The following is a 24,580-nucleotide window of genomic DNA, read 5'->3' as shown; positions in this document are numbered from 1 at the left end:
CCCCCAGGGCCGGGCTGCGCCCAGTCCGCATCCGTCCTTAAATCATGTTTCAAGCTTGCGCCGGGTCGATTCCCGGCGTGAACTTTGTAAAGCATGCCCTGACATTACTTGCCGACAACCCCTGGGAGTGTGAACATATTCACGGTTTTCTCAAGAAAACGCCAGGTCGCCCCAGGTTTCCTTGACTTCCGCCTCTGCTCTATCTCTGTCAAGCCGCATGACATTTTTCAGTTCAACCGTGCCACCCACTCTCGCCTTGCGTATTGCATACCTGGAAGATGATCCGCTCATTGCTCACGAGGTTTCCGACTGGTTGCGCGAAGCTGGATATGACGTACAGCACTACACGGACGGGCAGGAATTCGCCCGCGCCGTCGAGCGCGGCGGCGCCGACGCCTGTCTGCTCGACTGGATGCTGCCCGGCCTGAGCGGGCCGGATGTGCTGTGCCGACTGCGTTTGCAACTGGGCGCCAACGTGCCCCCGGTCATCTTCCTCACCGGACGCAATGCCGAAACCGATGTGGTGCAGGCGCTGGAGTCGGGGGCCGACGACTATCTGGTCAAACCCTTGTCGCGCCCGGTGTTGCTGGCGCGGCTGCAGGCGGTGTTGCGTCGCTCGGGCAGCACTTTGCCTGCGGCGCGGCTGCGTCTGGGCGAAATCGAGGCCGACTGCTCGCGGCGTCAGATTTTTGTGCAGGGCGAGCGGGTTGAACTGACCGACCGCGAAACCGATCTGGCGCTGCACTTTCTGCAGAACGTCAACCGCCTGCTGACCCGCGACTTTCTCATCCAGACCATCTGGGGCCTGCGCCCGGAGGTCGAGACCCGCACGGTGGACGTGCATGTCAGCGCCCTGCGGCGCAAATTACGCCTGCAGCCGGAATCGGGCTGGCGCCTGGTGTCGGTCTATGGCCGTGGCTACCGCTTGGAGCGCGCCCGCAGCGCCGACGAAGGGCCGCTGACCGTGCCGCCCGAACTCGACGATTGAACCCGACGCTTGAACGCGTCCGGGCTGAGAATGTCGGTTTGCCGCTTTTTGTCGGCGGCTCGAACCGGATGTGACTCTGATGCGTTTCTCGACCCCCCTGTTTTTCACCCGTCTTTCCGCCCGCCAATCCCCCCGCCTGCGCGCTTTGCTGCTGGCTGTTTTCGCGTGGCTGATGGTGCAGAATCTGGTGCCGACTCTGGCGCTGGCGCAAACTGCACCAATCGCAGCCAGTGTCTCGGGCGAACCGATGTGGCGCTACACCGTCCGGCCGGGTGACACCCTCATCGGTCTGGGCCAGCGCTATTTGCGAGATCCGGCGCAGTGGCCGCAGATCCAGCGCGACAACCGGGTGGGCAACCCGCGGCAGATTCCGCCGGGCACCGTCTTGCTGTTTCCCGCCGGCCTGCTGCGCCAGCAGCCCTCCAAGGCGCAACTGGTGCAGGCTTTCGGCGCGGTGCGCTGGCGGGCGCAGGCGACTGAGGCCTGGCAAGACGCCCAACCGGGCCAGACCCTGGCCGCCGGCGCGCAGCTACAGGTGCCGGATTCGGGCAGCGCCGTCATCGAACTGGCCAACGGCACCCGTCTGGCGTTGCAGCCCGGCAGCACCCTGACGCTCGACACGCTGAGCCTCTACGCCGACGGACTGATGGCCGATACCCGGCTGCGTCTGCAGCAAGGGCAGATCGACATTCAGGACAACCCACGCCGCCTGCCCAATCAGAATCTGCGCATCCTCACCCCGTCGGCCCAGGCCGTGGTGCGCGGCACGCAGTTCCGCGTCGGAGCGGGCGCCGATGCCACGCGGGAGGAAACCCTGGGCGGCGCGGTCGAACTGCAGGCTGCGGGCGCGCAGGTGCGGGTGGATGCGGGCATGGGTTCGCTGGCGCGCACGGGGCAGCCGCCGCTGCCGCCGGTGCGGCTGTTGCCGCCGCCCGATGTGTCGGCCTTGCCGAGCCTGTTTGAACAGCTCCCGCTGCGCTTCACCCTGCCCGCGCAGGCCGGGGCGGTGTCGTGGTTCGGCCAGGTGCTGGCCGAGAGCGATAGCGCGCAGGTGCTGGTGCAGAAAACCAGTACCGGCAACACCCTCAATGTGGCCGATCTGCCCAACGGCCGCTATGTGCTGCGGCTGCGCGCGGTCGACGCCAACGGCTTGCAAGGACAGGACGCGTCGCACGCCTTCACCGTGTTCGCGCGGCCTTTTTTCCCGATGCTGACCGCCCCGGCGGCCGGTGCGACGGTGCGTGTGGCGCGGCCCAGGCTGGCCTGGTCGGAGTTGCTGGACGTGGCGCGTTCCCGTCTGCAACTGGCCGCGCAGGACGATTTCGCGCGGCCGCTGTACGACGTCGAGCAGCAGGGCGCGCAGTGGACGCCGCCCGCCGATCTGCCTGCGGGCGTCTGGCACTGGCGCGTGGCCAGCATCGACGCGCAGGGGCGGCAGGGGCCGTGGAGCCCGCCGCAGACCTTCCGCTATGTGCCGGGCCCCGGTCCGGCCGATCTGGCCAAGGCGACGATGCGGTTCGACCGCGATCATCTGCTGCTCGACTTGCCTGCCGCGCCGTCAGGACAGCATTACGCGCTGACGCTGTCTGACCACGCCAACCTGCAACCGGCGCTGGCGCAGATGCAAACGCCGGGCGGCGCGCTGACCTTGCCGCGGCCGTCTTCGGGCAAGCGTTACCTCGGCGCTCGGCTGGTGGACGACAGCGACGGTACGCAGGGGCCGCCGGTGGTGCAGGTCATCGATGTGCCGCCGCGCTATCCCGACCTCTGGCTGCTGCTGATTCCTTTGCTGCCCGCCCTGTGACGTCGTGAAGCCGCTGTGAAAACCGGATTCGCGCGTTTGCTGCGCCTCGGCGAGTCTCGCGGACGGTTGGCTCGGTCTGCTGAATCCGGCACGGCGAGCTCGGCCCGCTGGCGACCTGGACTGGAGATTCTGCGCATCGGCGCTCTGCTGCTGATTCTGGCGCTCGGTCTGAGCCTCAGCGGGGTGCTGCAGCGCATCGATCATCTGGTGTTCGATCTGGGGCAGCGGCTGCAGCCGGTCGTGCCGCCGCAGGGCGTGGTCGTCGTCGCCATCGACTCGCACAGTCTCGACCGGCTGGGCGCCTGGCCCTGGCCCCGCGCTACCGACGCCCGGCTGGTGGATGCGGTCTGCCGCGCGGGCGCCGCCGCGGTCGGGCTCGACATCGCCTTCACCGAAGCGGGCAGCGACGCGGCGGGCAACGCCGCGCTGGCTCAGTCGTTGCAGGCCTGCGGCAAGGTGGCGCTGCCGGTGGTGCTCGACAGTCTGCGCAGCGGCGGGCAGATCGTTGAAGGCCTGCCCATCCCCCAGCTTGCGTCGGCTGCGGCAGGCTTGGGCCGCATCGGCGTGCAGCTCGACGGCGATGGCGTGGCGCGCAGCGTCTATCTCTGGGAGGGCGTGGGCGCGCCGGTCTGGCCTCTCATGGCGCAGACCCTGCTCACCATCGCCCATCAGCCCGTGCGCGGCAGCGCGCCACGGCCCGCGCAGAGCGCCGTGCCGTCCCATCCCTACGCCCTGGCCGCCGCCGACCAGCGGCGGCTGCGGTTCGTCGGCCCCAGCGGTACGGTGCCGCGACTGTCCGCCAGCGCGGTGCTCGACGGCGTCGTGCCGCCCGGCGCTTTGCGCGGCAAGGTGGTGCTGATCGGCGCAACCGCCGCGGGTCTGGGCGATTTTCTGGCTACCCCGGTGACGACGCAGGGCGCGCCCATGCCTGGCGTCGAAGTGCTGGCCAACGCCCTCATCGCGCTGCGCGATGGCACGCTCATCCGTACCGTCTCGTTGGTCTGGAGTTTGCTCATCACGGCGCTGCTCGCGCTCGCGCCTTTGCTCTGGCTGCCGCGGCTCATGCCCCTGGGCGGGCTGATCGCCAGCGTGGCTTGGGGGCTGGTTCTGGTGGGCTCCGCTGCCGCGCTGCCAATGCTGACGGGTTGGTGGGTCGCGCCCGGCGGGGCGCTGGTCGCGGCGCTTTCCGCCTACCCTTTGTGGGGCTGGCGGCGGTTGGAGGCGGCCAGACGCCATCTGGACGGTGAGCTGCGCCAGTTGCGCCGCACCGTGCGCGAGTCGCCAGAAGGCGATGCATCCGCTAAGCACAAGCGACTGAGTTTCGAACGCCGCATTCTGGAGGTGCAGGCCGCGCAGCAGCGTTTGCGCGATCTGCAAACCCGCCGCGACGATGCGCTGGCCTTCATCAGCCACGACGTGCGCGCGCCGCTGGCTGGCGCCGTGCAACTGCTGCAGTCCGGCAAGATAGATGTTGCGGCGCGCGACCGCCTGCTCACCCAGCTTCGCCGTGCGCTGAACCTCTCACAAGGCTTTCTCGATCTGTCGCGCGCGCAGTCGCTGGAGCCGTCGGCCCTGGTCGAAATCGAGTTGGGCGCGGTGCTGCATCAGGCCGCCGACTTCGCTTATGACGAGGCGCTGGCGCAAGGGGTGCGCTTTGTCCGAGAAATTCCAGACGATCCGATCTGGGTGCGGGGCGATTTCGACGCCTTGGAGCGTCTGACCACCAATCTGCTGCGCAACGCGGTGCAGCACAGCCCGGCAGGCTCGAAGGTGATCCTCGGCGCCACGCTCGCGCCGCACACGGTGCGCTTCTGGGTGCGGGATCAGGGGCCGGGGCTGACGCCGGAGCAGTCGGCCCGGCTGTTCCAGCGCTTCAGCCGCGCCCATGAGGGGCCGGGCACGCCGCTGTCAGGCAGCACCGGCCTAGGCCTTTACTACGTGCGGCTGGTGGCCGAAAAGCATGGCGGCGCTGCCGGCGTGACATCGCGCCCCGGAGAGGGGGCGATGTTCTGGGTCGAACTGCCCCGGCAAGCCTGAGTGTTGGCGGCCTGACGGGGCACAGACCTTGATTTACTTCTTCAGCGCGTCGCGAATTTCGCGCAGCAGCACGGTGTCTTCCGGCGTGGGTGCGGGGGGGGCCGGCGGCTCGGCGTGCTTGAGCTTGGAAATCATGCGCACCATCATGAAAATGATGAAGGCCAGGATGATGAAGTTCACGGCCACGGTGATGAAGCTGCCATAAGCCAGCACCGGCACGCCGGCTTTTTTGAGCGCCGCCAGCGTCATTTCGGTACCGGCGGGCACTTTGCCCAGGACGATGAACAGATTGGAGAAATCCAGTTTGCCGATGACCGCGCCAACAATCGGCATGATGACATCGCCGACCAGCGATTCGACGATTTTGCCAAACGCGCCGCCGATGATCACGGCAACGGCCAAGTCGATCACATTGCCTTTGACGGCAAACTCTTTGAAATCTTTCATCAGGGACATACGGGGCTCCTCAACCGGTGGGGGAAGGGCGTGAATACCTCACGCACGGCGCGGATTTTGCGGGAAAAATGGGCAATTCCCTAGCGCCGCACCCTGTTTTAGAGGGTTTTTTACAGTCTATCGCCCGGGAACGATCAATTCGGCCGCGCCGCAGCGTAAAACCGCACCAGTTCCAGCTGAACCTGATCAGACAGGGCGCTGAACGGGCCACGCAGCAATTTTTCGGCTTCTTCGCGCTGGGCGTTGCGGCTGCTCAGCAGCACCTGCGCCGCAGCGAGGTGGAACTCGGCGTGCATCTTTCGCAGGCGCGCATATTCGGGCAGGTGTCCGTATCGGCCCTTGGCGCGACCATGCAGCCATTGACCCAGAGCGCACTGATCGTCCACGGCGACCGAGGCGATGTCCACATCATCTTGCTGACCGTCGACGATGATGGCCTTGAGGCGCTTTTTCCAGTTGAGATGGCCTTGCACCGCCTGCCCCAGATAGAGCCCGTCGAAGTGGTCTTCTTCCGGGTCGATTTCGGGGGCCAGGTGAGTGTCGGTGGCGGGAAGCAGACCGAGGTCGTGGCGGCGCAGCCAAGCGAGAAGTCCCATGAGTTGTCCTTTTTGAGAGAGGTTGTGAACGCAACATGCCGGGGCGGTTGCCGCCAGCCATGAGAAGGACTTTAAAAATCAGGCTCAGGGTCGGTCTAGGAATGTGCGGGCCGCTTTACGCTTGTATTCAGTCAAGTGTGATTTTTTGCACAGAATGTCCGGTGCCCCGCAAAGCGCGCCGCCGATACGCCAGGTCACAGTTGATACATACTGGCCCTAGTTTCCGCGTTGACATCTGCTTAAAGTGCAGTCATCCAAGTTTTGCTCCTCGTTGCTGTAAGGCTTGGCTAGGCGTGATGCGGTTGTACCCCGGATGACGCCGCCCCATCGAGCAGGGAGTGCACTGTGGTGCTGCGTTCGCGGCACCGCAGGGCTGAGGAAAAAAACAACGATCTGGAGACATCCTGCAGCGGCGTTTCGTTTGTTTCGCCACTGCGCTGAAAACAAGCATCCACCGAATGTCGTACCGCCCGCGCCGAGCCTGGTTGCGGGTGGCGCATGCAGTGCCGCGCAGACCGGTCGGTCGGTGCGGCGACTATCCATCGCTGACTACTGAGATCGGCGAAGAAACCAACCTCGTGAGGAGCCAAATGAAACTTGCCAAAACCCTGATCGCAGCCGCCATTGGAATGGGCGCAGCCCACGCCGCTTTCGCCATGAACGTGCCCGGCCCGCTGGTCACGCCCCAGTGGCTGAAGGCGCACCAGAGCGAAGTCACCGTCATCGATATTCGTGGCGGCGGCAGCATGAAAGCCTATGACGAAGAGCCGGTCATGGGCAAAGACCATTTTGTGAAAAAGAGTGGCGGTCATATCGCGGGCGCTGATCTGGTGAACTTCAACGACATTCGTGAAGAGCGCACGGTCGACGGCGTCAAGCTCAAGGCCATGATGCCGACTGCTGAATACTTCACCAAGGTCATGGACGCGGCAGGCGTGAACAGCGGCAAGCCTTACGTCATCGTGCCGACCGGCAACGCCGTGTTCGCAATGGACCGCGGCACTCGCCTGTACTTCCAGATGCGCTATTTCGGCGTGCCCGCCGATCAGATCGCCATCCTCAACGGCGGCACCAACGCCTGGATCAACGCCGGCTATCCGGTGAGCATCAAGCCCGCGCCCAAGAAAATGGGTGACTGGAAAGCCACGGGCGAAGACAAGGCGCTGTTGGCCGGTCTGAATGATGTCAAGGAAGGCGAGAAGAGCGGCACCGAGCAATTCATCGACGCCCGCCCGACCGCCCAGTACCTGGGCATTGCCAAGAAGCCGATCAACAAGACGGCGGGCCACCTGGCCGGCGCCAAGTCGTTCCCGATCGACGCCATCGTCAAGGATGATCATGGCGCGGCCATGTTCATGAGCGCAGCCGACTACAAGAAGATCTTCCACGACTTCAACATCAGCGACACCGCGCCGACGACCACCTACTGCAACACCGGCCACCTGGCCTCGGGGGCCTGGTTCGTGGTGCATGAAATTCTCGGCAACAAGAATTCCAAGCTTTACGCCGGTTCGATGAACGAGTGGACCAACCTCGGCAACCCCACCGTGGGCCTGCCTGGCTGAGCCAGTCCGCAGCTCCAGAAAACCGGCCTTGTGCCGGTTTTTTTTCGTCCATACGCTTTGGCGCATGCGGCAATACCGCAATGCAACAATGTTCGGATGCGAGTCATTTCATGCGATGAAACTTGTAAGAAAGGTGCGCAGCCCTGAAATTGCTGCACTGCAGCTTCGTGTTTTCCCTAGATTTTCATCCGCCCGACTGTCAGCGCATGGTCAGCTAGGCTGAAAACAATCCGTCATTCCCGTGACGTGCTGTAACACGTTGGCGCCGCGGGGTTGATGCGTTGCGTTGCGGGCCTCGGGTGGAAGACCCAGCAGCGACGCCACGCCCACGTCCACATCCAGGAGACTTGAGCATGGCTTCCATTGCAATGGGCGCAAAAGCGCGCCCCATGACGGCGGGCGAGAAGAAGGTGATCTTCGCCTCATCGCTCGGCACGGTATTCGAGTGGTACGACTTCTACCTCTATGGCTCGCTGGCGGCCATCATCGCCAAGCAGTTCTTCGCTGGACTGGATGCGGGATCGGCGTTCATCTTCGCGCTGCTGGCGTTTGCCGCAGGCTTCATCGTGCGACCGTTTGGCGCCCTGCTGTTCGGTCGGCTGGGCGACATGATCGGCCGCAAATACACCTTCCTCGTCACCATTCTGATCATGGGTCTGTCGACGTTCATCGTCGGTGTGCTGCCCAACTATGCGGCCATCGGCGCGGCTGCACCGGTCATTCTCATCGCGCTGCGTCTGCTGCAAGGCCTGGCGCTCGGCGGGGAATATGGCGGCGCCGCCACCTATGTCGCTGAACACGCGCCGGCCAACAAGCGCGGCGCCTACACCTCGTGGATTCAGACCACGGCCACACTGGGGCTGTTCCTGTCGCTGCTGGTCATTCTCGGCACCCGTACCCTGCTGGGCGAAGACGCGTTCAACGCCTGGGGCTGGCGTGTGCCTTTCCTCGTGTCCATCGCCCTGCTCGCCGTATCGGTCTGGATTCGACTCAAGCTCAACGAGTCTCCTGCCTTCATCAAAATGAAGGCCGATGGCAAGGCGTCCAAGGCACCGCTGACCGAGGCGTTTGCGCGCTGGGGCAATCTGAAGTACGTCATCCTCGCCCTGCTGGGCCGCAAGCCCATCATCCTGGCGGGCTGTGCGATTGCTGCGCTGACCTACTTCCCGCTGTTCCAGGCGCTCACCCACTACGCCAACCCGGCGCTGTACCGGGCGGTGCAGAACTCGCCGGTCACGCTCACGGTCGATCAATCGCAGTGCACCTTCCAGTTCAACCCCACCGGCACGGCGAAGTTCACCTCATCCTGCGACATCGCCAAGCAGATGCTGGCGGCCAACTCGGCCAACTACAACACCGTGTCTGGCACCGGCCCGGCGGTCATTCAGATTGGCGACAAGACTATCACCGTGGTTGGCGCCAAGGATTTGCCGCCCGATGAATTCAAGGCCAAAGAGGCCGCGCTGAAGAAAGAGATCGGTGCCGCGCTCAAGGCGGCGGGCTACCCGGCCAAGGCCGACCCGGCGCAGATGAACTTGCCGATGGTGATCGCCATCCTGGCGCTGCTGGTGATTTTCGTCACTATGGTGTATGGGCCGATTGCGGCGGCGCTGGTCGAGTTGTTCCCGACCCGCATCCGCTACACCTCCATGAGCCTGCCCTATCACATCGGCAACGGCTGGTTCGGCGGCCTGCTGCCCACCATCGCCTTCGCTCTGGTGGCGCAGAACGGCAACATCTATTACGGCCTGTGGTACCCGGTCATCATTGCTGCGGGCACCTTTGTCATCGGCCTGTTCTTCCTGCCGGAAACCAAAGATCGCGACATCTACGCGGCAGACTGACCGGAATAGGTTCCTTGGCCTTTCGGGGCCGGGGGCAGACTCGCACAATGGAAAAGCCCGCTTCAGCGGGCTTTTCTTTTGGCTCGCAGGCCTGCTGCGCGGATCAGGACGGCGTTTGCTGCGAGGGATGATCCACGAGGTTTTGGGCAATGAGTTCAACCAGGCTGAGTACAGGCTTGTCCCATTCGGTCTGCTCGGCACCGGCCAGGAAGTTGAGTCGGCAACTGCCGCACGAGGTGACGATGGCCTGGGCGTCGCTGTTGTCCACCTGTGCCCGCTTGATGGCGAAAGCTTGCGCCCGCAGGGGTGCCGCACGGTTGATCAAAAATCCGCCCGCTCCGCCGCCGCAGCACCAGTTCATTTCTTCGGTATCGCGCGGCTCACACAACTCAGCTCCCGTGGCGCGCAGAGCGAGTCGCGGCTGCTCGAACACGCCGCCATGTCGGCCGAGTTTGCAGGCATCGTGGAACATCAGGGTTTGGTGCGCATCGCCGCGCAACGGCAACTTGCCTTGCTCCACCAGTTCCCCGATCAGCTCGGAGATGGCCAGCACGCGAAAAGGCAGCGGACCTCCGTGTACCTCAGCGCCTTCCCAGCGCAGGGCCGGATAGGCATGGCCGCACTCTGGCACGATCACCATTTCGGCGCCCACCTCGAGGGCTTGTCGGATCACGGCTTCTGACGCCTTTTTCTGCGTCTCCTCTACGCCGGAGAGCAAGCCGAAATTGGCTGCTTCATAACCATTGCTGCGCAGTGTCCAGTCCAGCCCGGCGGCGTTCAGTACCCGTGCCGTCGCCTCGAGCGCGTCCTGGAACAACAGGATGTCGAGCACCGTCGTCAGCATCAGCACCTTGGCCTTGGGTTTGTCCAGATGCACGGTCACTCCACGGCCGCGAACCACTTCGACGGCCTGTGCAAGATGGCTGGCATCTGCTCCAAACACGGTTCCGCGGGCGTCTTGCTCGCTTTGCACGGCGCGCAGTTCGTCTGGTGCGAGTCCTGCCGCGGCCAGCGCCTCGCGCATGACGTTCACGCCGCGGGCGATGTTGATGCCCATCGGACAGACCATGCTGCAACGGCCGCACTCGGTGCAACTGTCGAAGCACAGCGCCTGCCATTCCCGCAAATCATCGACATTCACATCCCGGGTGAATGGTTTCCACAGCCAGGACAGGGGGGCGACTTCGCGTCGCCAGACGCGCCGCAGCAGATCGAGCTTGTGCGTCGGAATGAGGTCAGGGTCATCGTTTTGCACGCTGAACTGGCAGGCGTCGGCGCAATAGCCGCATCGCACGCAACTCTCGAGATCGACCGCGAGGTTGCGATCCATTTTTTCGAGTATGACCGTTTTGGCACGGTTGACACGCTCCGCGTCAGGCATCTCGACCTTCGGTGCTTGCTCCGCCAGATGGGCGATGGCGTTGCCGAACTGTGCATACATCTCGCGATTCATCATGCCCGTACTCCCCGACGCGCCATGAATGCGCCGAACTGGGCGCGGCCAAAAAACCAGCTGACGGTATGGAACAGTTTGCCGAAGGGAAACCACACCAGCAGCAGTTCGAGTGACATGAGGTGAATCGCCAGCCGGGTGGGATCTGCGGAGTATCCCTGCGCCGCATAGGCGCTGGAGGGCTGATCGATCAAGGCCATGCCCGTGAAAATCACCAGAAACAGCAAGCCCCAGGAGATGTAGTCATCTGCGCTGGAGATCCGTCGCAGAGTCGGGTCCATCAGGCGCATGGCAAGCGCCACAAGCAAGGAGATGATGGTGACGCCCGCGGCGAGATACATCACTGCGTCCGGCAATGCAGGCCAAGACACCCCCAGATGCCGGTGAAGAAAGGCGATATGTGGGGCGTAGCCAAACACGATGAAGGCCAGGCCGAAGTGATAGAAGTAGGGGTTGAGCGTGGCAAGTGTCGGGTTTGGACGAGTGCCAGCGCGCGGCAACATATGCCGCAGGACCGTGAACCAGATCGCGCCTTGCACATGGACGCGCCGCGGGGTCGATGTGGCCAGCTTGGTTGGACGGCGAATCAACCCTGCCGCTCGCCACAGCATGCCCAGCACGAAGATCAATACGCTGCCGAGAAGTAACGGGCCACGCGCCAGGGTCAGGAGGTCCATGAAAATCCCTTTGCTTTGTAAGGGTTTTGATATTAGGCTGCGGAGCAGTGGAGTGCAAGCGATTGTTTATTCGCGAATCCGGATGTTTGTATGCATTGCAATTTGCGTTGAGTTGACGCGGTTATAGGGCTACAGTTCGCATAAAAAAATCAATCGCGCCGCGCAACACCCCGCGGCCCACTGCGGCCTGCCGCAAGGAGACTCGAATGACTGAAAAACGAATGCCCCCGGACGACGCCAATACGGCAACTGCGATCAAGCGTCGTTCGCTACTGCAAGGAATGAGCGGCGTAGCGGCGGCGGTTTTTGGCGCAAGTGTTGCAAGGGCGGATGCCATGGCGCAGCCGGTCTTGACCAAGACGGCAGCAGAGCCCAAGGTTGACGCCACGCAACAGACGGGCTACCACCTGACCGAGCACATTCGTGCCTACTACCGCACCACCCGGCTTTGAACGCCTGGCAAATGCGGCCATACGATCTGCCGCGCGGTGCCAGTTGCAAGCCTTACTGGCAAGCCTTTGAAGCTAGGGTTTCGCCCGCCGCGCCACCTGCTCCCACGCATCACATTGGAGTGAAGACATGCTGCTAACTCGTCGTTCCGAAAGCAAGGACACCCAAGGTAAGTCCCCGGACACCTCGACCCTCTGGGTCGATCAGCTCAAGCGCAGCCTGAACCGCGCCTTGCCGACGATCGACCGTCGTGCATTTCTGCGGCGCTCCGGCATTGGGGTGGGGCTGGGGCTCGGAGCGGGTTTGATCGGCTCGCAACTGCACTTGGTGAAGAAGGCCGACGCGGCCGATACGCCAGCGCCGGGTTCGGCCGGGAGCAAAAATGTAGTGACCCGGCGCACGGTCTGCACGCACTGTTCGGTCGGCTGCGCCTCGGACGCCATGGTGGAAAACGGGGTGTGGGTGCGGCAGAACCCGGTATTCGAATCGCCGCTCAACCTAGGCGCACACTGCGCCAAAGGCGCTGCGCTGCGCGATCATGGCCGCGGTGATCACCGTCTGCGCTATCCGATGAAGCTGGTGGACGGCAAGTATCAGCGCATCTCCTGGGATCAGGCGCTGCAGGAAATCACCGACCGTCTATTGGAGATTCGCAAGGAAAGCGGGCCGGACGCGCTGTTTGTCGTCGGTTCGAGCAAGCACAGCAACGAGCAAGCCTATTTGCTGCGCAAGTGGGTCTCCTTCTGGGGCACGAACAATTGCGATCACCAGGCGCGCATCTGCCATTCCACCACGGTCGCCGGTGTCGCCAACACCTGGGGCTACGGCGCCATGACCAATTCGTACAACGATCTGGCCAACTCCAAGGTGGCGTTTTTCATCGGTTCGAATGCGGCCGAGGCGCATCCGGTGTCCATGCTGCACTTGCTGCACGCCAAGGAAAACGGCTGCAAGGTCATCGTGGTCGATCCGCGCTTCACACGCACGGCAGCCAAGGCCGATATGCATGTGCGGCTGCGCTCGGGCACCGACGTGCCGGTGGTGTTCGGCATCCTCTATCACATCTTCAAGAACGGGTGGGAAGACCAGCAGTATCTCGATGCCCGGGTCTGGGGCATGGACAAGGTCAAGGAGGACGTGCTGGCGAAGTGGAACCCCGATGCGGTCAAGGAGGTTTCCGGCGTGGATGGCGAAACCACGTTTGCCATCGCCAAGATGCTTCACGAAAACAAGCCGGGCACTGTTGTGTGGTGCATGGGGCAGACGCAGCACACCATCGGCCATGCCATCGTGCGCGCCTCATGCATCCTGCAACTGGCGCTGGGCAATGTCGGCAAGTCGGGCGGCGGCACCAATATCTACCGTGGCCATGACAACGTGCAGGGCGCAACCGATGTGGGCCCCAACCCGGATTCGCTGCCCGGCTACTACGGTGTGATCGAGGGTGCCTGGAAACACTACGCCGGAGTCTGGGGGGTGGACTATGAGTGGATCAAGGGCCGATTCGCTCCGGGCATGATGACCAAACCGGGAATGACGGTCTCGCGCTGGATCGACGGCGTGCTCACGCCGAACGACATGATCGACCAGGGGCCGAACCTGCGCGCCCATATCTTTTGGGGGCATGCGCCCAATTCGCAAACCCGTGGCCTCGACATGAAAAAGGCCATGAACAAACTCGATCTCCTGGTTGTGATCGATCCCTATCCATCGGCCACTGCCGCCATGGCCGCGATGCCGTCTGATGACGCCCCGCTCAACCCCAAGCGCGCTGTGTACCTGTTGCCGGCCACCACGCAGTTCGAGACCTCGGGTTCGGTGACTGCGTCCAACCGTTCGCTGCAATGGCGCGAGAAGGTAGTCGAGCCGATGTTCGAGTCGCGCACCGATCACATGATCATGACCCAGCTCGCCGACAAGCTCGGCTTCGGCAAGGAGTTGGTGAAGAACTACAAGATGGTGCCGGGCAAGGGCGGCATGATGGAGCCGGAAACCGAGTCCATCCTGCGCGAGATCAACCGTGGGGTCTGGACCATTGGCTACACCGGACAAAGCCCGGAGCGGTTGAAGGCGCACATGCGCAATATGCACGTGTTCGACGTCAAGACTCTGCGCGCCCGAGGCGGCATCGACAAGGAAACCGGCTACAAGCTCGACGGCGAATACTTCGGTCTGCCCTGGCCCTGCTACGGCACTCCGGAGTTGCGCCATCCGGGCACGGCGAATCTGTACGACACCTCGCTCAATGTCATGGAAGGCGGCGGCAACTTCCGCGCCAACTTCGGCGTCGAACGCGACGGCCAGTCTTTGCTGGCGGCGGACGGTTCTGCCTCGAAGGGCGCGGACATCCAGACCGGCTATCCCGAGTTCGACTCCACCCTGCTGAAAAAACTCGGCTGGTGGAACGAACTCACCGACGCCGAGAAAAAGCTGGCCGACGGCAAGAACTGGAAGACCGATCAATCGGGCGGCATCATCCGCGTGGTGATGAAAAACCATAGCTGCCACCCCTTCGGCAATGCCCGCGCCCGCGCCGTGGTGTGGAACTTCCCCGACCCGATTCCGCAGCACCGCGAGCCCTTGTTCTCGGTGCGGCCCGACATGGTGGTCAAGTATCCGACTTACGACGACAAAAAGACCTTCTGGCGCCTGCCGACTCTTTACAAGACGGTGCAGGACAAGAACATCGACATCGTCAAGAAATTTCCGCTCATCCTTACCTCCGGGCGGCTGGTCGAGTATGAAGGCGGCGGCGACGAAACCCGCTCCAACCCCTGGCTGGCCGAGCTGCAGCAGTTCGCCTTCGTGCAGGTCAATCCGGCGGTGGCCAACGACCGCAACATCCGTGAAGGCGATGACGTCTGGGTGAGCACGCCCACCGGCGCACGCATCAAGGTGCGCGCGCGCGTCACTGAGGCGGTCGACCGATCCACCGTGTTCATCCCCTTCCACTTCGCCGGTCACTGGCAGGGCAAGGATCTGCGCCAGTACTACCCGGAAGGCGCCGCGCCCATCGTGCTGGGCGAGGCGGTCAACACGGCCACGACTTACGGCTACGACGCGGTGACCATGATGCAGGAAACCAAAACCACCGTCTGCCAACTCGAACGCGCCTGATGCGCCCTCACGCTCAACGGAGACAATCCCCATGGCCCGCATGAAATTCATCTGTGACGCCGAGCGTTGCATCAACTGCAACGGCTGCGTCACCGCCTGCAAAAACGAGAACGAGGTGCCCTGGGGCGTGAACCGCCGCCGCGTGGTCACCATGAACGAAGGCGTACCCGGCGAGAAGTCCATCTCGGTGGCCTGCATGCATTGCTCGGACGCGCCTTGCATGGCGGTGTGTCCGGTGAGTTGTTTCTATCGCACCCCGGAAGGCGTGGTGCTGCACGACAAGGACGTGTGCATCGGTTGCGGCTATTGTTCCTACGCTTGCCCCTTCGGCGCGCCGCAGTTTCCGGCCAACGGCGAATTCGGCCTGCGCGGCAAGATGGACAAGTGCACCTTCTGCGCCGGCGGCCCCGCGCCCAACGGCTCGGAGGAACAATTCAAGGAATACGGCCGCGACCGTCTGGCCGAAGGCAAGCTGCCGATCTGCGCCGAGATGTGTTCGACCAAGGCGTTGTTGGCGGGGGACGGCGAGGTCATTGCCGACATCCTGCGCGACCGCGTGCTGAACCGCGGCGGCGGCGCCGAACTGTGGGGGTGGGGAACGGCGTATGGCAAGGCGGACGCGCAAGCACAGCCCGCACCGACGAAGCAAGGGGAGTCATCATGAACCGCAGCATGTCCTTGATGTTCGCAGCCGTGTTGCTCGCCATGGCGGCCGGATGCAGTCAGAAACCACAGACCCTTACCCAGACCGGAGCACCGCCTTCGCAAGACCCGTGGATGGGCGCTAATCCCGCTTTCACCGAAAAGGACTGGAAGGTGGGGGATAAGGCCAGCTGGCAGCGCGAGATCAACCGTCGCGCCCAGAACCAGAACGAATACGTGCGCATGCGCTAGGAGCGGGCCATGTTCAGAGTCACATCCCGTTTTGTTGCCGCTTTAGCTGCTGCTCTTGCGCTGGGCTTGAGCGTGAGTTTGGGCGCGTCTGCTTCGCTCGCGGCGGATGCGCCAGCAACGCTCACCCCGGGGCCTCAGACTGGCACGGCGCAGCGCGCAGATCAAGCTGCGGCCCCTCCGGGCGCTTCAACCATCCCCGGCTATCTGCAGCAAACCAATGGCGAGCGTGCGCAAGTGCAGCCTGGCAATAACGCACCCATGTGGCGCGAAATCAAGCAGCAAGCCGGTTTCTCCAGCCTGCCCGACCCCGAAGCCGGGGTGCTGATTCAGCCGCAAACGGCGTATCCCGGCTCAGCCTTTACCTCGGCAGGCGAAGCGTGGCGGCAGACCCGTAATCTGCTGCTCATTCCAGTCGGCGGTTGGCTGCTGATCCTCGCTCTGGTGGGTATTGGCGCGTTCTACTTGTTCCGCGGACAAATCCGGCTGGAGCACAAACCCACGGGACGCAAAATCGAGCGTTTCACGCCGTTCGAGCGTTTCATGCACTGGGTGCTGGCGTTCTCGTTCATCGCCCTGGCGGTATCGGGAATCGTCATCATGTTTGGCAAATTTTTCCTGCTTCCCATTCTGGGTTCGGCGTTTTTCGGCTGGCTCACCTACGCGCTCAAGACCACCCACAACTTCATCGGGCCGCTGTTCGGGTTGTCGCTGGTGATCGTGCTGCTGACCTTCGTGCGCGACAACCTGCCGAGCAAGAGCGACCTGGCCTGGCTCGCAAAGGGGGGCGGTTTGTTTGGCGGCGGCGAAGCACCATCCGCGCGGTTCAATGCGGGCGAGAAAATCTGGTTCTGGGTCGGGGTGCTGTTCTTGGGTCTGTTGGCAGTGGCATCGGGCCTGGTGCTCGACAAACTGGTGCCCAACTTTCCCTACACCCGCGGCGCCATGCAGGTGGCCGAAATCGTCCACGCCTCAGCCACCATTTTGTTCATGGCCATGGCCTTCGGCCACATCTACATCGGCAGCATTGGCACGGAGGGCGCGCTCGATGGCATGCGTACTGGTTATGTGGACGAGAGCTGGGCGAAGCAGCACCACACGCTCTGGCTGGATGCGATCAAGTCCGGGAAAATTCCCGCCCAGCGCAGCGGCCCCAACGCGCAGGCGCCAGTGCCCGTGATCAAACCCAAGGCTTGAGGAGATGATGATGCGATGCATGCGTGGACTAATAGTGGCCGTCTCGCTGGCTTGCGGCGCAACGGCGTGGGCCAAGTTGCCGCCGCCAAACCCGGAAGCCAAGGCGAAGGCAGAAGAAGCCGCAGCCAAAGCTAAATGGGCTGACAAGGTGGCCGCCTATCAGCTGTGTCAAACCCAGGATAAAGTGGCGGCGTTTTATTACGCTCAGGCCAAGGAACAAGGCAAGGCGACCCAGCCGCCGGTTCCTACCCCGCCCTGTGTGAACCCTGGGCCGTATGTGGCCGCACAATCTGACGCAGCCGCCCCGGCAGCCGCCGCGCAGAAATAAGGAGCAGCGTCTGGGCGCCGTCATGTGGGCCGACAGGCTGTCACGCCTTGATTTGCAACCGCCCGAGAAGAATGTATTGATGGCCCAATCTGAATTAGTGTCTTCGCAACACGTCACTGCGTCTGCATTGCCGCCTCGTGTTCCGCAACTCAGCCAGGCGCGAGAGGCCCTCACCCGAGGTGTGAGGGTACGCAACGAATTTGGGGAAACGCAGGAGGCCCAAATTCCTGCAGAGCGGCCGTTGACGCTGTATCTCGACAAGCAGGAGCTCGTCACCCTGATGACCGTGGGCGCGGCCCCCGAGTTGCTGGCGCTGGGTTATCTGCGCAATCAGCGTCTGGTGCACTCGATCGCCGATATTGCCTCCGTGCAGGTCGATTGGGAGGTGGAGGCCTGCTCCATCACCAGCCGCAGCGGCATTGCGGATTTGACGCAGCGCTCCGCAGGTCGACGCGTGGTCACCACGGGCTGCGGACAGGGCACGGTCTATGCCAGCCTGATGGACGAAGTGGACAACGCGGCGCTTGATGCTGAAACCCGGATCAGTCAAGGCGAGTTATACGCGCTGCTCGATGCCATGCGCCTGCATGATTCGCTCTACAAATCAGCCGGCTCGGTGCATGGCTGCGCCCTGTTCGAGGGCAGCCGCCTGCTGATGTTCACCGAGGATGTGGGCCGCCACAATGCGGTGGACGCAATCTCTGGCTGGATGTGGTTGCACGGCGTGGGCGGCCAGGGCAAAGTGTTTTACACCACCGGCCGATTGACCTCGGAAATGGTCATCAAATGTGCGTTGATGGGGGTGTCCATCCTGGTTTCGCGATCGGGCGTGACGCAAATGGGCTATGACATCGCCGAACGCCTGGGCATCGCCTTGTTCGCTCGCTGCACCAATCGCCACTTTCTGCAATACACCGCGCCTGAGCGTTTTGTTGCTGAGCCGCTGGAGCGGTTATCGGCATGAGCGCACCGGTTTCCGCGCCTGCCGCATGGCCCATCGCCGTGCTCATGCAGCGCGACCAGCTCAACAATCGCTGGCAGCGCTGGCGCTGGGGTCTGCGCGATGTCCTGCCTGCGACGGCAGGCCGTGTGGCGCTGGAATCTGCGCCCATCTGTCTGGAGTGGAGCGGGACGCAGTCGCAATGGTTGTATCCCGGCTTCAGCGTGCAACTGTTCCGGGACGAGGCGGAGGGCTATCACCTCAACCTCACCTCGCCGCAGCCCAGCTGGTTTGTCTGGTGGACGCCAGCGGCAGAGCCGGAATGCGATGATCCGCGCCATGCGCCCGAAGGCTTGCCTGTCATTCAGGCGGTGACTCTGTCCTACAACGAAGCGGCCCGCTGGATGGATGCCGGCGAAACCATCGAGATTGCACCGCTGCCGGCCGCGGTGGCCAACTGGCTGGCCGATTTTTCCTCGCTGCATTACAAGCCCGAACCACGCAAGCGCCGCCGTCCGCAAAGCTTTCTGGCCCCTGATGAACGCGATGTATCGTGCAGCAAGGCGCCAAGTCCTAGCGCCGACGGAGACGATCCACCGGTCTGTTGTCCATGAGTGAAGCCAGTTCTCCCGAAGACCGCGGTTTTCTATCGCGCTGGTCGCGGCGCAAATTGCAGGCCGGGACAGATTCCGTTCCCGCAGCGGCGCCCGCCTCCCCTGCGCCGGACAAGGGTGAGGAACTTGCCGCTGTTCCCGAACCTGTTCCTGCGCCTGCAAACGATCAGCCGCCACCGCCCACGCTGGACGAGCTGCAAGCGCTCGATCACACCGCCGATCTGACACGGTTCATCGCCAAAGGTGTGGACGAGGGCGTGCGCCGTGCCGCCCTGCGCAAGCTGTTCGCCGATCCGCAGTTCAACGTGATGGACGGGCTCGATACCTATATCGACGACTACAACACCCCCAGCCCGGTTCCGCCCGGCCTTCTGGCGCGCTTGAAACTGACTCCGAATTTGGGGCTCGACCTGGCAGACCCCGCCCTTGCAACGCCCGCAGCGCAGCGACCGGCTTCTGAGTGCCCCGGTTCGACTTCGGAAAACCGCACTCCGACCACCGCGAATGAGGCCGACACCACAGATCAGCCTGGCTCGGCGCCCACTCCCGACATGCCCCAAGACGCCTCTCTGAACGCAACACCTCCCACCCCATGAAAACTCTGGTCTGCAATTGCAACCACACCATGCCGCTGGACGGCCCGCAACTGACTGCCGCTTTGGGCCAGACCATCGAACCGCACAGCCAGCTGTGTCGCCGTGAGATCGTGCGCTTTCAGCAGGCCGCGCAGAGCACCGAGCCCTTGCTCGTCGCCTGCACGCAAGAGGCCAAGCTATTTGCCGCGCTGGCGGCGCAGACCGAGGGCGTGCCGCCGCCCGATGTAAGGCCGATCCGGTTTGTCAACATCCGTGAAACCGCAGGCTGGAGTCGTGAGGCCAAGGCTGCCGGCCCGAAAATCGCCGCCCTGCTTGCTGCCGCGGCGTTGCCCGAGCCCGAACCCGTGCCGACAGCGAGCTACCACAGCGCGGGGCGTTGCCTGGTCATTGGCGATGCCGAGTCTCTGGACATGGCGCGCAAGCTCCTTGCCGACGGCCTGGAACTCACCCTGCTGGACACCGGGCGTCCGGGCGGACGTGCTGCGCCCGCCGCATTGCCGCTGCAGCATGAACATCCGGTCCATGCCGGGCGCGTGCGCAGCGTGCGCGGCTGGCTGGGTGCTTTCGAGGTGGACATCGAGAGCGCCAATCCGGTCGATCTCGATGTCTGCACCCGCTGCAATGCCTGCCTGGCAGCCTGCCCCGAGGGCGCGATCGGGCTGGACTACCAGATCGACCTGCAACGCTGCACCGGGCATCGCGATTGTGTGCAGGCCTGCGGCGCCATCGGCGCCATCGACTTCAACCGCGGCCCTCGGGCGGACACGCTGCAAGTCGATCTGGTGCTCGATCTGCAGCCGCAGCCCAGCCTGTCGCTGCATCAGCCGCCGCAGGGCTATTACGCCCCGGGCTCCGACCCGCTGGCGCTGGTGCGCGCCGCGACTGAACTGCGCGATCTGAAGGGCAGCTTCGACAAGCCCCGGTTTTTTCAGTATGACGCCAAGCTCTGTGCGCACTCCCGTAACACCCTGCTGGGTTGCCACGCCTGTATCGACATCTGCTCCGCGCAGGCCGTGCACAGCCGTGCCCGCTTGCGGCCCGACCAGACACCCCCCATCGCCGAGGCCGATTCCATCCTACCCACCGCCGCGCAAAAAAAGCCCTTCGTCGAGCAGATCGAGATCGACCCGCATCTATGCGTCGGCTGCGGCGCCTGCACCACGGTGTGTCCCACCGGGGCGCTCACCTACGCCTACCCACGCGCACCGGAAATTGGCGCACGGCTGCGCACCCTGCTGCTCACCGCGCAGAGCGCCGGGCTGAAGCGGCCGACGCTGCTGTTCCACAGCCAGGAAACCGGTGCGGAACTCATCGGGCAGCTTGGTCGGCTCGCGGCGGCAGATCCCCGCGTTCGCGGCCTGCCCGCCCACGTTATTGCGGTGCCGCTGTGGCATATCGCCTCGGTGGGCATGGAGCTTTGGCTGTCCGCATTTTCCTGGGGCGCGGCAGAGATTCTGGTCTTGTCCGACAACACCGAGGCCCCGGCCTATCTCCATGCCCTCCAAGGCCAGATGCAGCTCACCGAAACCCTGCTGCACGGCATGGGTTATCGCGGGGCACGGCTGCGTTTGTTGCAGACTGCCGATGCGCGAGAACTCGATGCCTTGCTGGCGCCGCCGCGACCAACAGGTGCGGTTCCCAGCATCCAGGCGCAGTTCGCCGCCCTACCGCAGAAGCGCGCCACGCTCGATCTCGCGCTCGACCATCTGATCCGCCATGCGCCCGTGCAGGAGGTGGGGTCGGGCGCGGCCGTCATCCCCCTGCCGCATTGCGCGGGTTCTCCCCTTGGCGCCATCCGGGTGGACGCCAGCCGCTGCACCCTGTGCTTGAGTTGTGTCGGCGCCTGTCCTGCGGGGGCTTTGGCCGACAACCCGCTGGCGCCGCAACTGCGTTTCATCGAAAAGAACTGCGTGCAGTGCGGCCTGTGCGTCAAGACCTGCCCGGAAGACGCCATCCGTCTGGAGCCGCGTCTGCTTTGGGGGCCTCAGCGCAGCGCGCCGCAGGTGCTCAACGAAGCCCAGCCCTGGCGCTGCGTGCGCTGCGGCAAGCCCTTCGGTACGGTGCAGGCCATCGAGCAAATGGTGGCCAAGCTCTCCGGCCACCCGGCCTTCGCGGGCGACGCAGCCAATCGGCTGAAAATGTGCAGCGACTGCCGGGTGATCGACATGCATACCCGCGCCGACACCACCATGCACGACCTGCCCTGATCGCCATGCTGCAACCTCTGTCGATGCAACACCCTGATGTGGAGCTGGCCGCGCCCGGCAGCGATGAAGACGCCGCCCGCGCCGATCTCTGGGGATTGCTTGCGCTGCTGTTCATCGCGCCGCCCTCGCAACCAGTGCTGTCGCAACTGGCGAGCATGTTGGCGGTCGAAAATGCTGACCAAAGCGCGCTGCACTTGGCCTGGAGCAATTTGCTGAACACTGCCGCCGCGGTGACGCCCGAAGAGGTTCGGGATGAATTCGAAATCCTGTTCGGCGGCACGGGGCGGCCTGCGGTGTATGTCTATGGCTCGTTTTACCTGGCCGGCGCGCTGCATGAAAAGCCTCTGGCCCGGCTGCGCGCGGATTTGCAGGACATCGGGCTGGCCCGCCGCACCGACCTTGGGGAAAGCGAAGACCACTTCGCCATCCTCGCCGAAACCATGCGCTATCTCATTGCGGGGGACGACCCTGCGGTGTGCAACCTGACGCGGCAGCGCGATCTGTTCCAGCGCCACATTCAGCCCTGGGGCGCCCAGATGTGCGAGGCCATCGAGGGCGATCTCGCGGCGCGGTTCTACCGCGCGCTGGCTGTGTTCACCCGCGAATTTCTCCAAGTGGAGCAGATGGCTTTCGATTTGCTGGATTGAGCTGGCTTTACGCTGTTTTTGCGGGCAGCTCCGGCTTGCAGTTCAGGCAAGGCGCCTGCACCAGGTGGCCGTGCCACAGACCGTGGGCACCTTTGTCATCGGCCTGTTCTTCCTGCCCGAGACCAAGGATCGGGGATTTACGCCAAGGATTAGGGACACAGCGCCTTGTGCGTTGAAACTCAACCAGCAAATAGAGGTAGAGGGGCACCGCCAGCATGAGGCGGCGCGTTGCACCAATATCGGCTAAACAGGTAAGTAACTTGATCTGATTGCCTCAGGGCTGCAGCGAATCCGTCGAGATCTACTCGGCCACGGCTCAACGTCCTCGCTGAAACTGGTCCAATAGTCGCTCGCGCCACAGGGCAAGGATGTCGCTTCGCGTGAGCATGCCAACGACCCGACCAGAGCCATCACTCGCTATCACAGGAAGCCGTCCTATGTCATGGGCCGAGAGTTTCAAGATGGCCTCAGCAAGGGTGGTTTCCATGTTCACGCAAACGGCGGGGTCTCTGACTAAGCTTCCCAATTGCTGCGTGGCATCAATGTCAGCGCCATACAAACTTTTGCGCGTGATCACGCCAAGGGCCGCGCCGTTTGCATCGACGACGGCGTAGCCTTGGTGATAACTTCCCGGCGCGTGAGTGTCCAACCAAGCCCGCACTTCGGCCACACTTTGCGTTGCCAGTAATGTGACCGGCTTGAGGCTGGCATAGTCGCTCACGCGGGCCTGAGTCAGTGGATCGGCTTGGTACGAATGGGGTACGTGCAGCCCGCGGCGGCTGATTTTCTCCGTCATGATGGTTTGACGCATCAGCAGACTGGATACGAGAAAAGCCGTGCCGCAACCAATGAGAAGTGGGAGCAGCCCTGCTACCTGCCAAGTGGTTTCTAGAGCAAATATCACTGACATAAAAAGGGCGCGGGAAGAACCCGCGAAAATGGCGGCCATTCCCACTAGAGCTGCCAGGTTTGGGCTCAGGCCGAGTTGCGGGAACATGACAGCGCTGATATGACCCAGAGCCGCGCCCAGGCAGGCGCCTATGGTCATTAACGGAGCCAGCGTGCCCCCAGAGGTTCCACTACCCAACGCGATGGTCCACGAAACCAACTTGGCCGCACCGAGCAGCCAAAGTGCAGGACCGAGGAGATTGCCTGAAAGTGCGTCCGTGATGTTGCCGTATCCCACGCCCAAGGTTCTTGGTTGCCACCAACCAATCAGGCCTACTGCCACCGCGCCTATGGCAGGCCACCACATCCAGTGGACTGGCAAATGATCGAACGCATCTTCCACCGCATAGACGCCTTGGGTAACAAGCACGGCTGCAAGTCCGACCACAGCCCCAAGGGGTACGCAGGCCAGTAAGGCTGGGGCTTGCGGCCAAGCCAGCGGGGGCATGACAAAAAACGGCGTAGCGCCTACGAACAGCGTGCGCACGATTTCAGCAGAAACGCAGGCGGCCAGCACCGGCAGCAACGCGGCTGGGCTGAACTCGAACAGCAGCAATTCGATCGCGAGCATCATTGCAGACAGTGGCGTGCCAAACACGGCTGCCATGCCTGCGGCGGCGCCTGCGGCCAACAGGACCTTGCGCTCGTTGGGGGTGATGGAGATCCATTGGCCCACCACCGAACCCAAGGCGCCGCCGGTGGCAATGATCGGCCCTTCGGCGCCAAATGGTCCGCCAGTGCCAATGGAAATAGCCGCTGACAGGGGTTTGAGAAAGAGCACGCGCAGCGAAATGCGGCTGCGATTGACCAACACCTGTTCCATGGCCTCCGGGATGCCATGGCCGCGAATAGCGGCAGATCCATATCGCGCCATGACGCCTACGATGAGGCCGCCGATGATGGGTACGCCAATGATCCAAGCGCCCAGTACGGTGTCCGTTGGGCTTACCAGACTCCAGCCGATGCGGCCCTGGAAGCTAAGGTGTGTGACGAGCCCGATCAGCGCCATGAGCAGTTGTGCAATCAACTCTGCCGCGACGCCGATCCCTAACGCCAGCAGCAAAATGAACACAGTCCGCGGGTGGATTCCGCCGGGAGCGCGGTTCAAATCCTCCGTTCCAATGGATAGTTGATCGGCCGGTTGTACAGGCAGGTTTTTGTGGGGTGATCTAGCAGAAGCGGGGCTCATGAAATGGTGGCACAGACTGAGGGTGCAGGGCTGCTT

Annotated in this window: 21 protein-coding genes; 16 read left to right on the top strand and 5 right to left on the bottom strand. The window is 63.5% G+C overall.

Features of this window, described 5'->3' with window-relative positions:
* The first annotated feature begins 238 nt into the window (after positions 1 to 238).
* The 3 genes from B7X30_RS10700 (at position 239) to B7X30_RS10690 (ending at position 4,829) form a co-directional block, all read left to right on the top strand.
* Complete coding sequence (locus B7X30_RS10700) at positions 239 to 988, top strand: response regulator transcription factor (protein WP_286730545.1); 750 nt, start codon at positions 239 to 241, stop codon at positions 986 to 988.
* Positions 989 to 1,067: 79 nt separating this feature from the next.
* Entirely contained in the window at positions 1,068 to 2,792 is a 1,725-nt protein-coding gene (locus B7X30_RS10695) for a FecR domain-containing protein (protein ID WP_286730543.1), read from the top strand.
* 15 nt (positions 2,793 to 2,807) lie between these two features.
* Positions 2,808 to 4,829: a CHASE2 domain-containing protein gene (locus B7X30_RS10690; RefSeq protein ID WP_286730542.1), complete on the top strand. Its 2,022-nt coding sequence runs from the start codon at positions 2,808 to 2,810 to the stop codon at positions 4,827 to 4,829.
* A 33-nt stretch (positions 4,830 to 4,862) separates the two neighbouring features.
* On the opposite strand, the gene mscL is transcribed toward B7X30_RS10690, so the two are convergent.
* Entirely contained in the window at positions 4,863 to 5,285 is a 423-nt protein-coding gene (mscL, locus tag B7X30_RS10685) for a large conductance mechanosensitive channel protein MscL (RefSeq protein ID WP_013107353.1), read from the bottom strand.
* A 134-nt stretch (positions 5,286 to 5,419) separates the two neighbouring features.
* Positions 5,420 to 5,881: a CZB domain-containing protein gene (locus tag B7X30_RS10680; protein ID WP_013107352.1), complete on the bottom strand. Its 462-nt coding sequence runs from the start codon at positions 5,879 to 5,881 to the stop codon at positions 5,420 to 5,422.
* A gap of 590 nt (positions 5,882 to 6,471) precedes the next feature.
* Between B7X30_RS10680 and B7X30_RS10675 the strand changes: the two genes are divergently transcribed.
* Positions 6,472 to 7,446, top strand: a complete 975-nt coding sequence (locus tag B7X30_RS10675; protein ID WP_013124393.1) for a sulfurtransferase — start codon at positions 6,472 to 6,474, stop codon at positions 7,444 to 7,446.
* A 353-nt stretch (positions 7,447 to 7,799) separates the two neighbouring features.
* The gene (locus B7X30_RS10670) at positions 7,800 to 9,290 is read left to right on the top strand and encodes an MFS transporter (RefSeq protein ID WP_286730541.1); all 1,491 of its coding nucleotides are present in this window, start codon (positions 7,800 to 7,802) and stop codon (positions 9,288 to 9,290) included.
* 103 nt (positions 9,291 to 9,393) lie between these two features.
* On the opposite strand, the gene B7X30_RS10665 is transcribed toward B7X30_RS10670, so the two are convergent.
* Together B7X30_RS10665 and B7X30_RS10660 are read right to left on the bottom strand one after the other, a co-directional pair.
* Positions 9,394 to 10,746 carry a (Fe-S)-binding protein gene (locus B7X30_RS10665; RefSeq protein ID WP_286730540.1) on the bottom strand — a complete coding sequence of 451 codons (1,353 nt, stop codon included), beginning with the start codon at positions 10,744 to 10,746 and terminating at the stop codon, positions 9,394 to 9,396.
* On the bottom strand, positions 10,743 to 11,420 hold the full coding sequence (locus B7X30_RS10660; RefSeq protein WP_286730539.1) for a hypothetical protein: 678 nt from the start codon (positions 11,418 to 11,420) through the stop codon (positions 10,743 to 10,745). The genes B7X30_RS10665 and B7X30_RS10660 overlap by 4 nt, the downstream gene beginning before the upstream one ends.
* A gap of 206 nt (positions 11,421 to 11,626) precedes the next feature.
* Here B7X30_RS10660 and B7X30_RS10655 point away from each other — a divergent pair, with 206 nt between their 5' ends.
* The 11 genes from B7X30_RS10655 (at position 11,627) to B7X30_RS10605 (ending at position 22,407) form a co-directional block, all read left to right on the top strand.
* Entirely contained in the window at positions 11,627 to 11,872 is a 246-nt protein-coding gene (locus B7X30_RS10655; RefSeq protein WP_013107347.1) for a hypothetical protein, read from the top strand.
* 127 nt (positions 11,873 to 11,999) lie between these two features.
* The gene (locus B7X30_RS10650) at positions 12,000 to 14,987 is read left to right on the top strand and encodes a formate dehydrogenase subunit alpha (RefSeq protein ID WP_286730537.1); all 2,988 of its coding nucleotides are present in this window, start codon (positions 12,000 to 12,002) and stop codon (positions 14,985 to 14,987) included.
* 31 nt (positions 14,988 to 15,018) lie between these two features.
* A complete protein-coding gene (gene fdh3B, locus B7X30_RS10645) occupies positions 15,019 to 15,651 on the top strand; it encodes a formate dehydrogenase FDH3 subunit beta (protein ID WP_286730535.1) in 633 nt (210 codons plus the stop codon).
* A complete protein-coding gene (locus tag B7X30_RS10640) occupies positions 15,648 to 15,881 on the top strand; it encodes a hypothetical protein (RefSeq protein ID WP_286730534.1) in 234 nt (77 codons plus the stop codon). Before fdh3B ends, B7X30_RS10640 begins: the two co-directional genes overlap by 4 nt.
* Before the next feature lie 9 nt (positions 15,882 to 15,890).
* Positions 15,891 to 17,075: a formate dehydrogenase subunit gamma gene (locus tag B7X30_RS10635; protein WP_286730532.1), complete on the top strand. Its 1,185-nt coding sequence runs from the start codon at positions 15,891 to 15,893 to the stop codon at positions 17,073 to 17,075.
* A gap of 19 nt (positions 17,076 to 17,094) precedes the next feature.
* A complete protein-coding gene (locus B7X30_RS10630; RefSeq protein ID WP_286730530.1) occupies positions 17,095 to 17,403 on the top strand; it encodes a hypothetical protein in 309 nt (102 codons plus the stop codon).
* A gap of 79 nt (positions 17,404 to 17,482) precedes the next feature.
* Complete coding sequence (locus tag B7X30_RS10625; RefSeq protein WP_286730529.1) at positions 17,483 to 18,367, top strand: formate dehydrogenase accessory sulfurtransferase FdhD; 885 nt, start codon at positions 17,483 to 17,485, stop codon at positions 18,365 to 18,367.
* Positions 18,364 to 18,957: a DUF3305 domain-containing protein gene (locus B7X30_RS10620; protein WP_156053673.1), complete on the top strand. Its 594-nt coding sequence runs from the start codon at positions 18,364 to 18,366 to the stop codon at positions 18,955 to 18,957. The genes B7X30_RS10625 and B7X30_RS10620 overlap by 4 nt, the downstream gene beginning before the upstream one ends.
* Positions 18,954 to 19,553, top strand: a complete 600-nt coding sequence (locus B7X30_RS10615) for a DUF3306 domain-containing protein (RefSeq protein WP_286730528.1) — start codon at positions 18,954 to 18,956, stop codon at positions 19,551 to 19,553. The genes B7X30_RS10620 and B7X30_RS10615 overlap by 4 nt, the downstream gene beginning before the upstream one ends.
* The gene (locus B7X30_RS10610) at positions 19,550 to 21,760 is read left to right on the top strand and encodes a 4Fe-4S dicluster domain-containing protein (protein WP_286730526.1); all 2,211 of its coding nucleotides are present in this window, start codon (positions 19,550 to 19,552) and stop codon (positions 21,758 to 21,760) included. The genes B7X30_RS10615 and B7X30_RS10610 overlap by 4 nt, the downstream gene beginning before the upstream one ends.
* A 5-nt stretch (positions 21,761 to 21,765) precedes the next feature.
* Positions 21,766 to 22,407, top strand: a complete 642-nt coding sequence (locus B7X30_RS10605; RefSeq protein WP_286730525.1) for a TorD/DmsD family molecular chaperone — start codon at positions 21,766 to 21,768, stop codon at positions 22,405 to 22,407.
* Between the two features lie 316 nt (positions 22,408 to 22,723).
* On the opposite strand, the gene B7X30_RS10600 is transcribed toward B7X30_RS10605, so the two are convergent.
* Positions 22,724 to 24,544, bottom strand: coding sequence for a chloride channel protein (locus B7X30_RS10600; protein WP_286730524.1), 1,821 nt, complete (start codon positions 24,542 to 24,544; stop codon positions 22,724 to 22,726).
* Positions 24,545 to 24,580 lie beyond the last annotated feature (36 nt).

The organism is Thiomonas sp. 13-64-67 (assembly GCF_002282795.1).
GTDB lineage: Bacteria > Pseudomonadota > Gammaproteobacteria > Burkholderiales > Burkholderiaceae_C > Thiomonas > Thiomonas arsenitoxydans.
The sequence above is the reverse complement of the archived record's forward strand: the minus strand, read 5'-3'. Positions and strand labels throughout refer to the sequence as shown.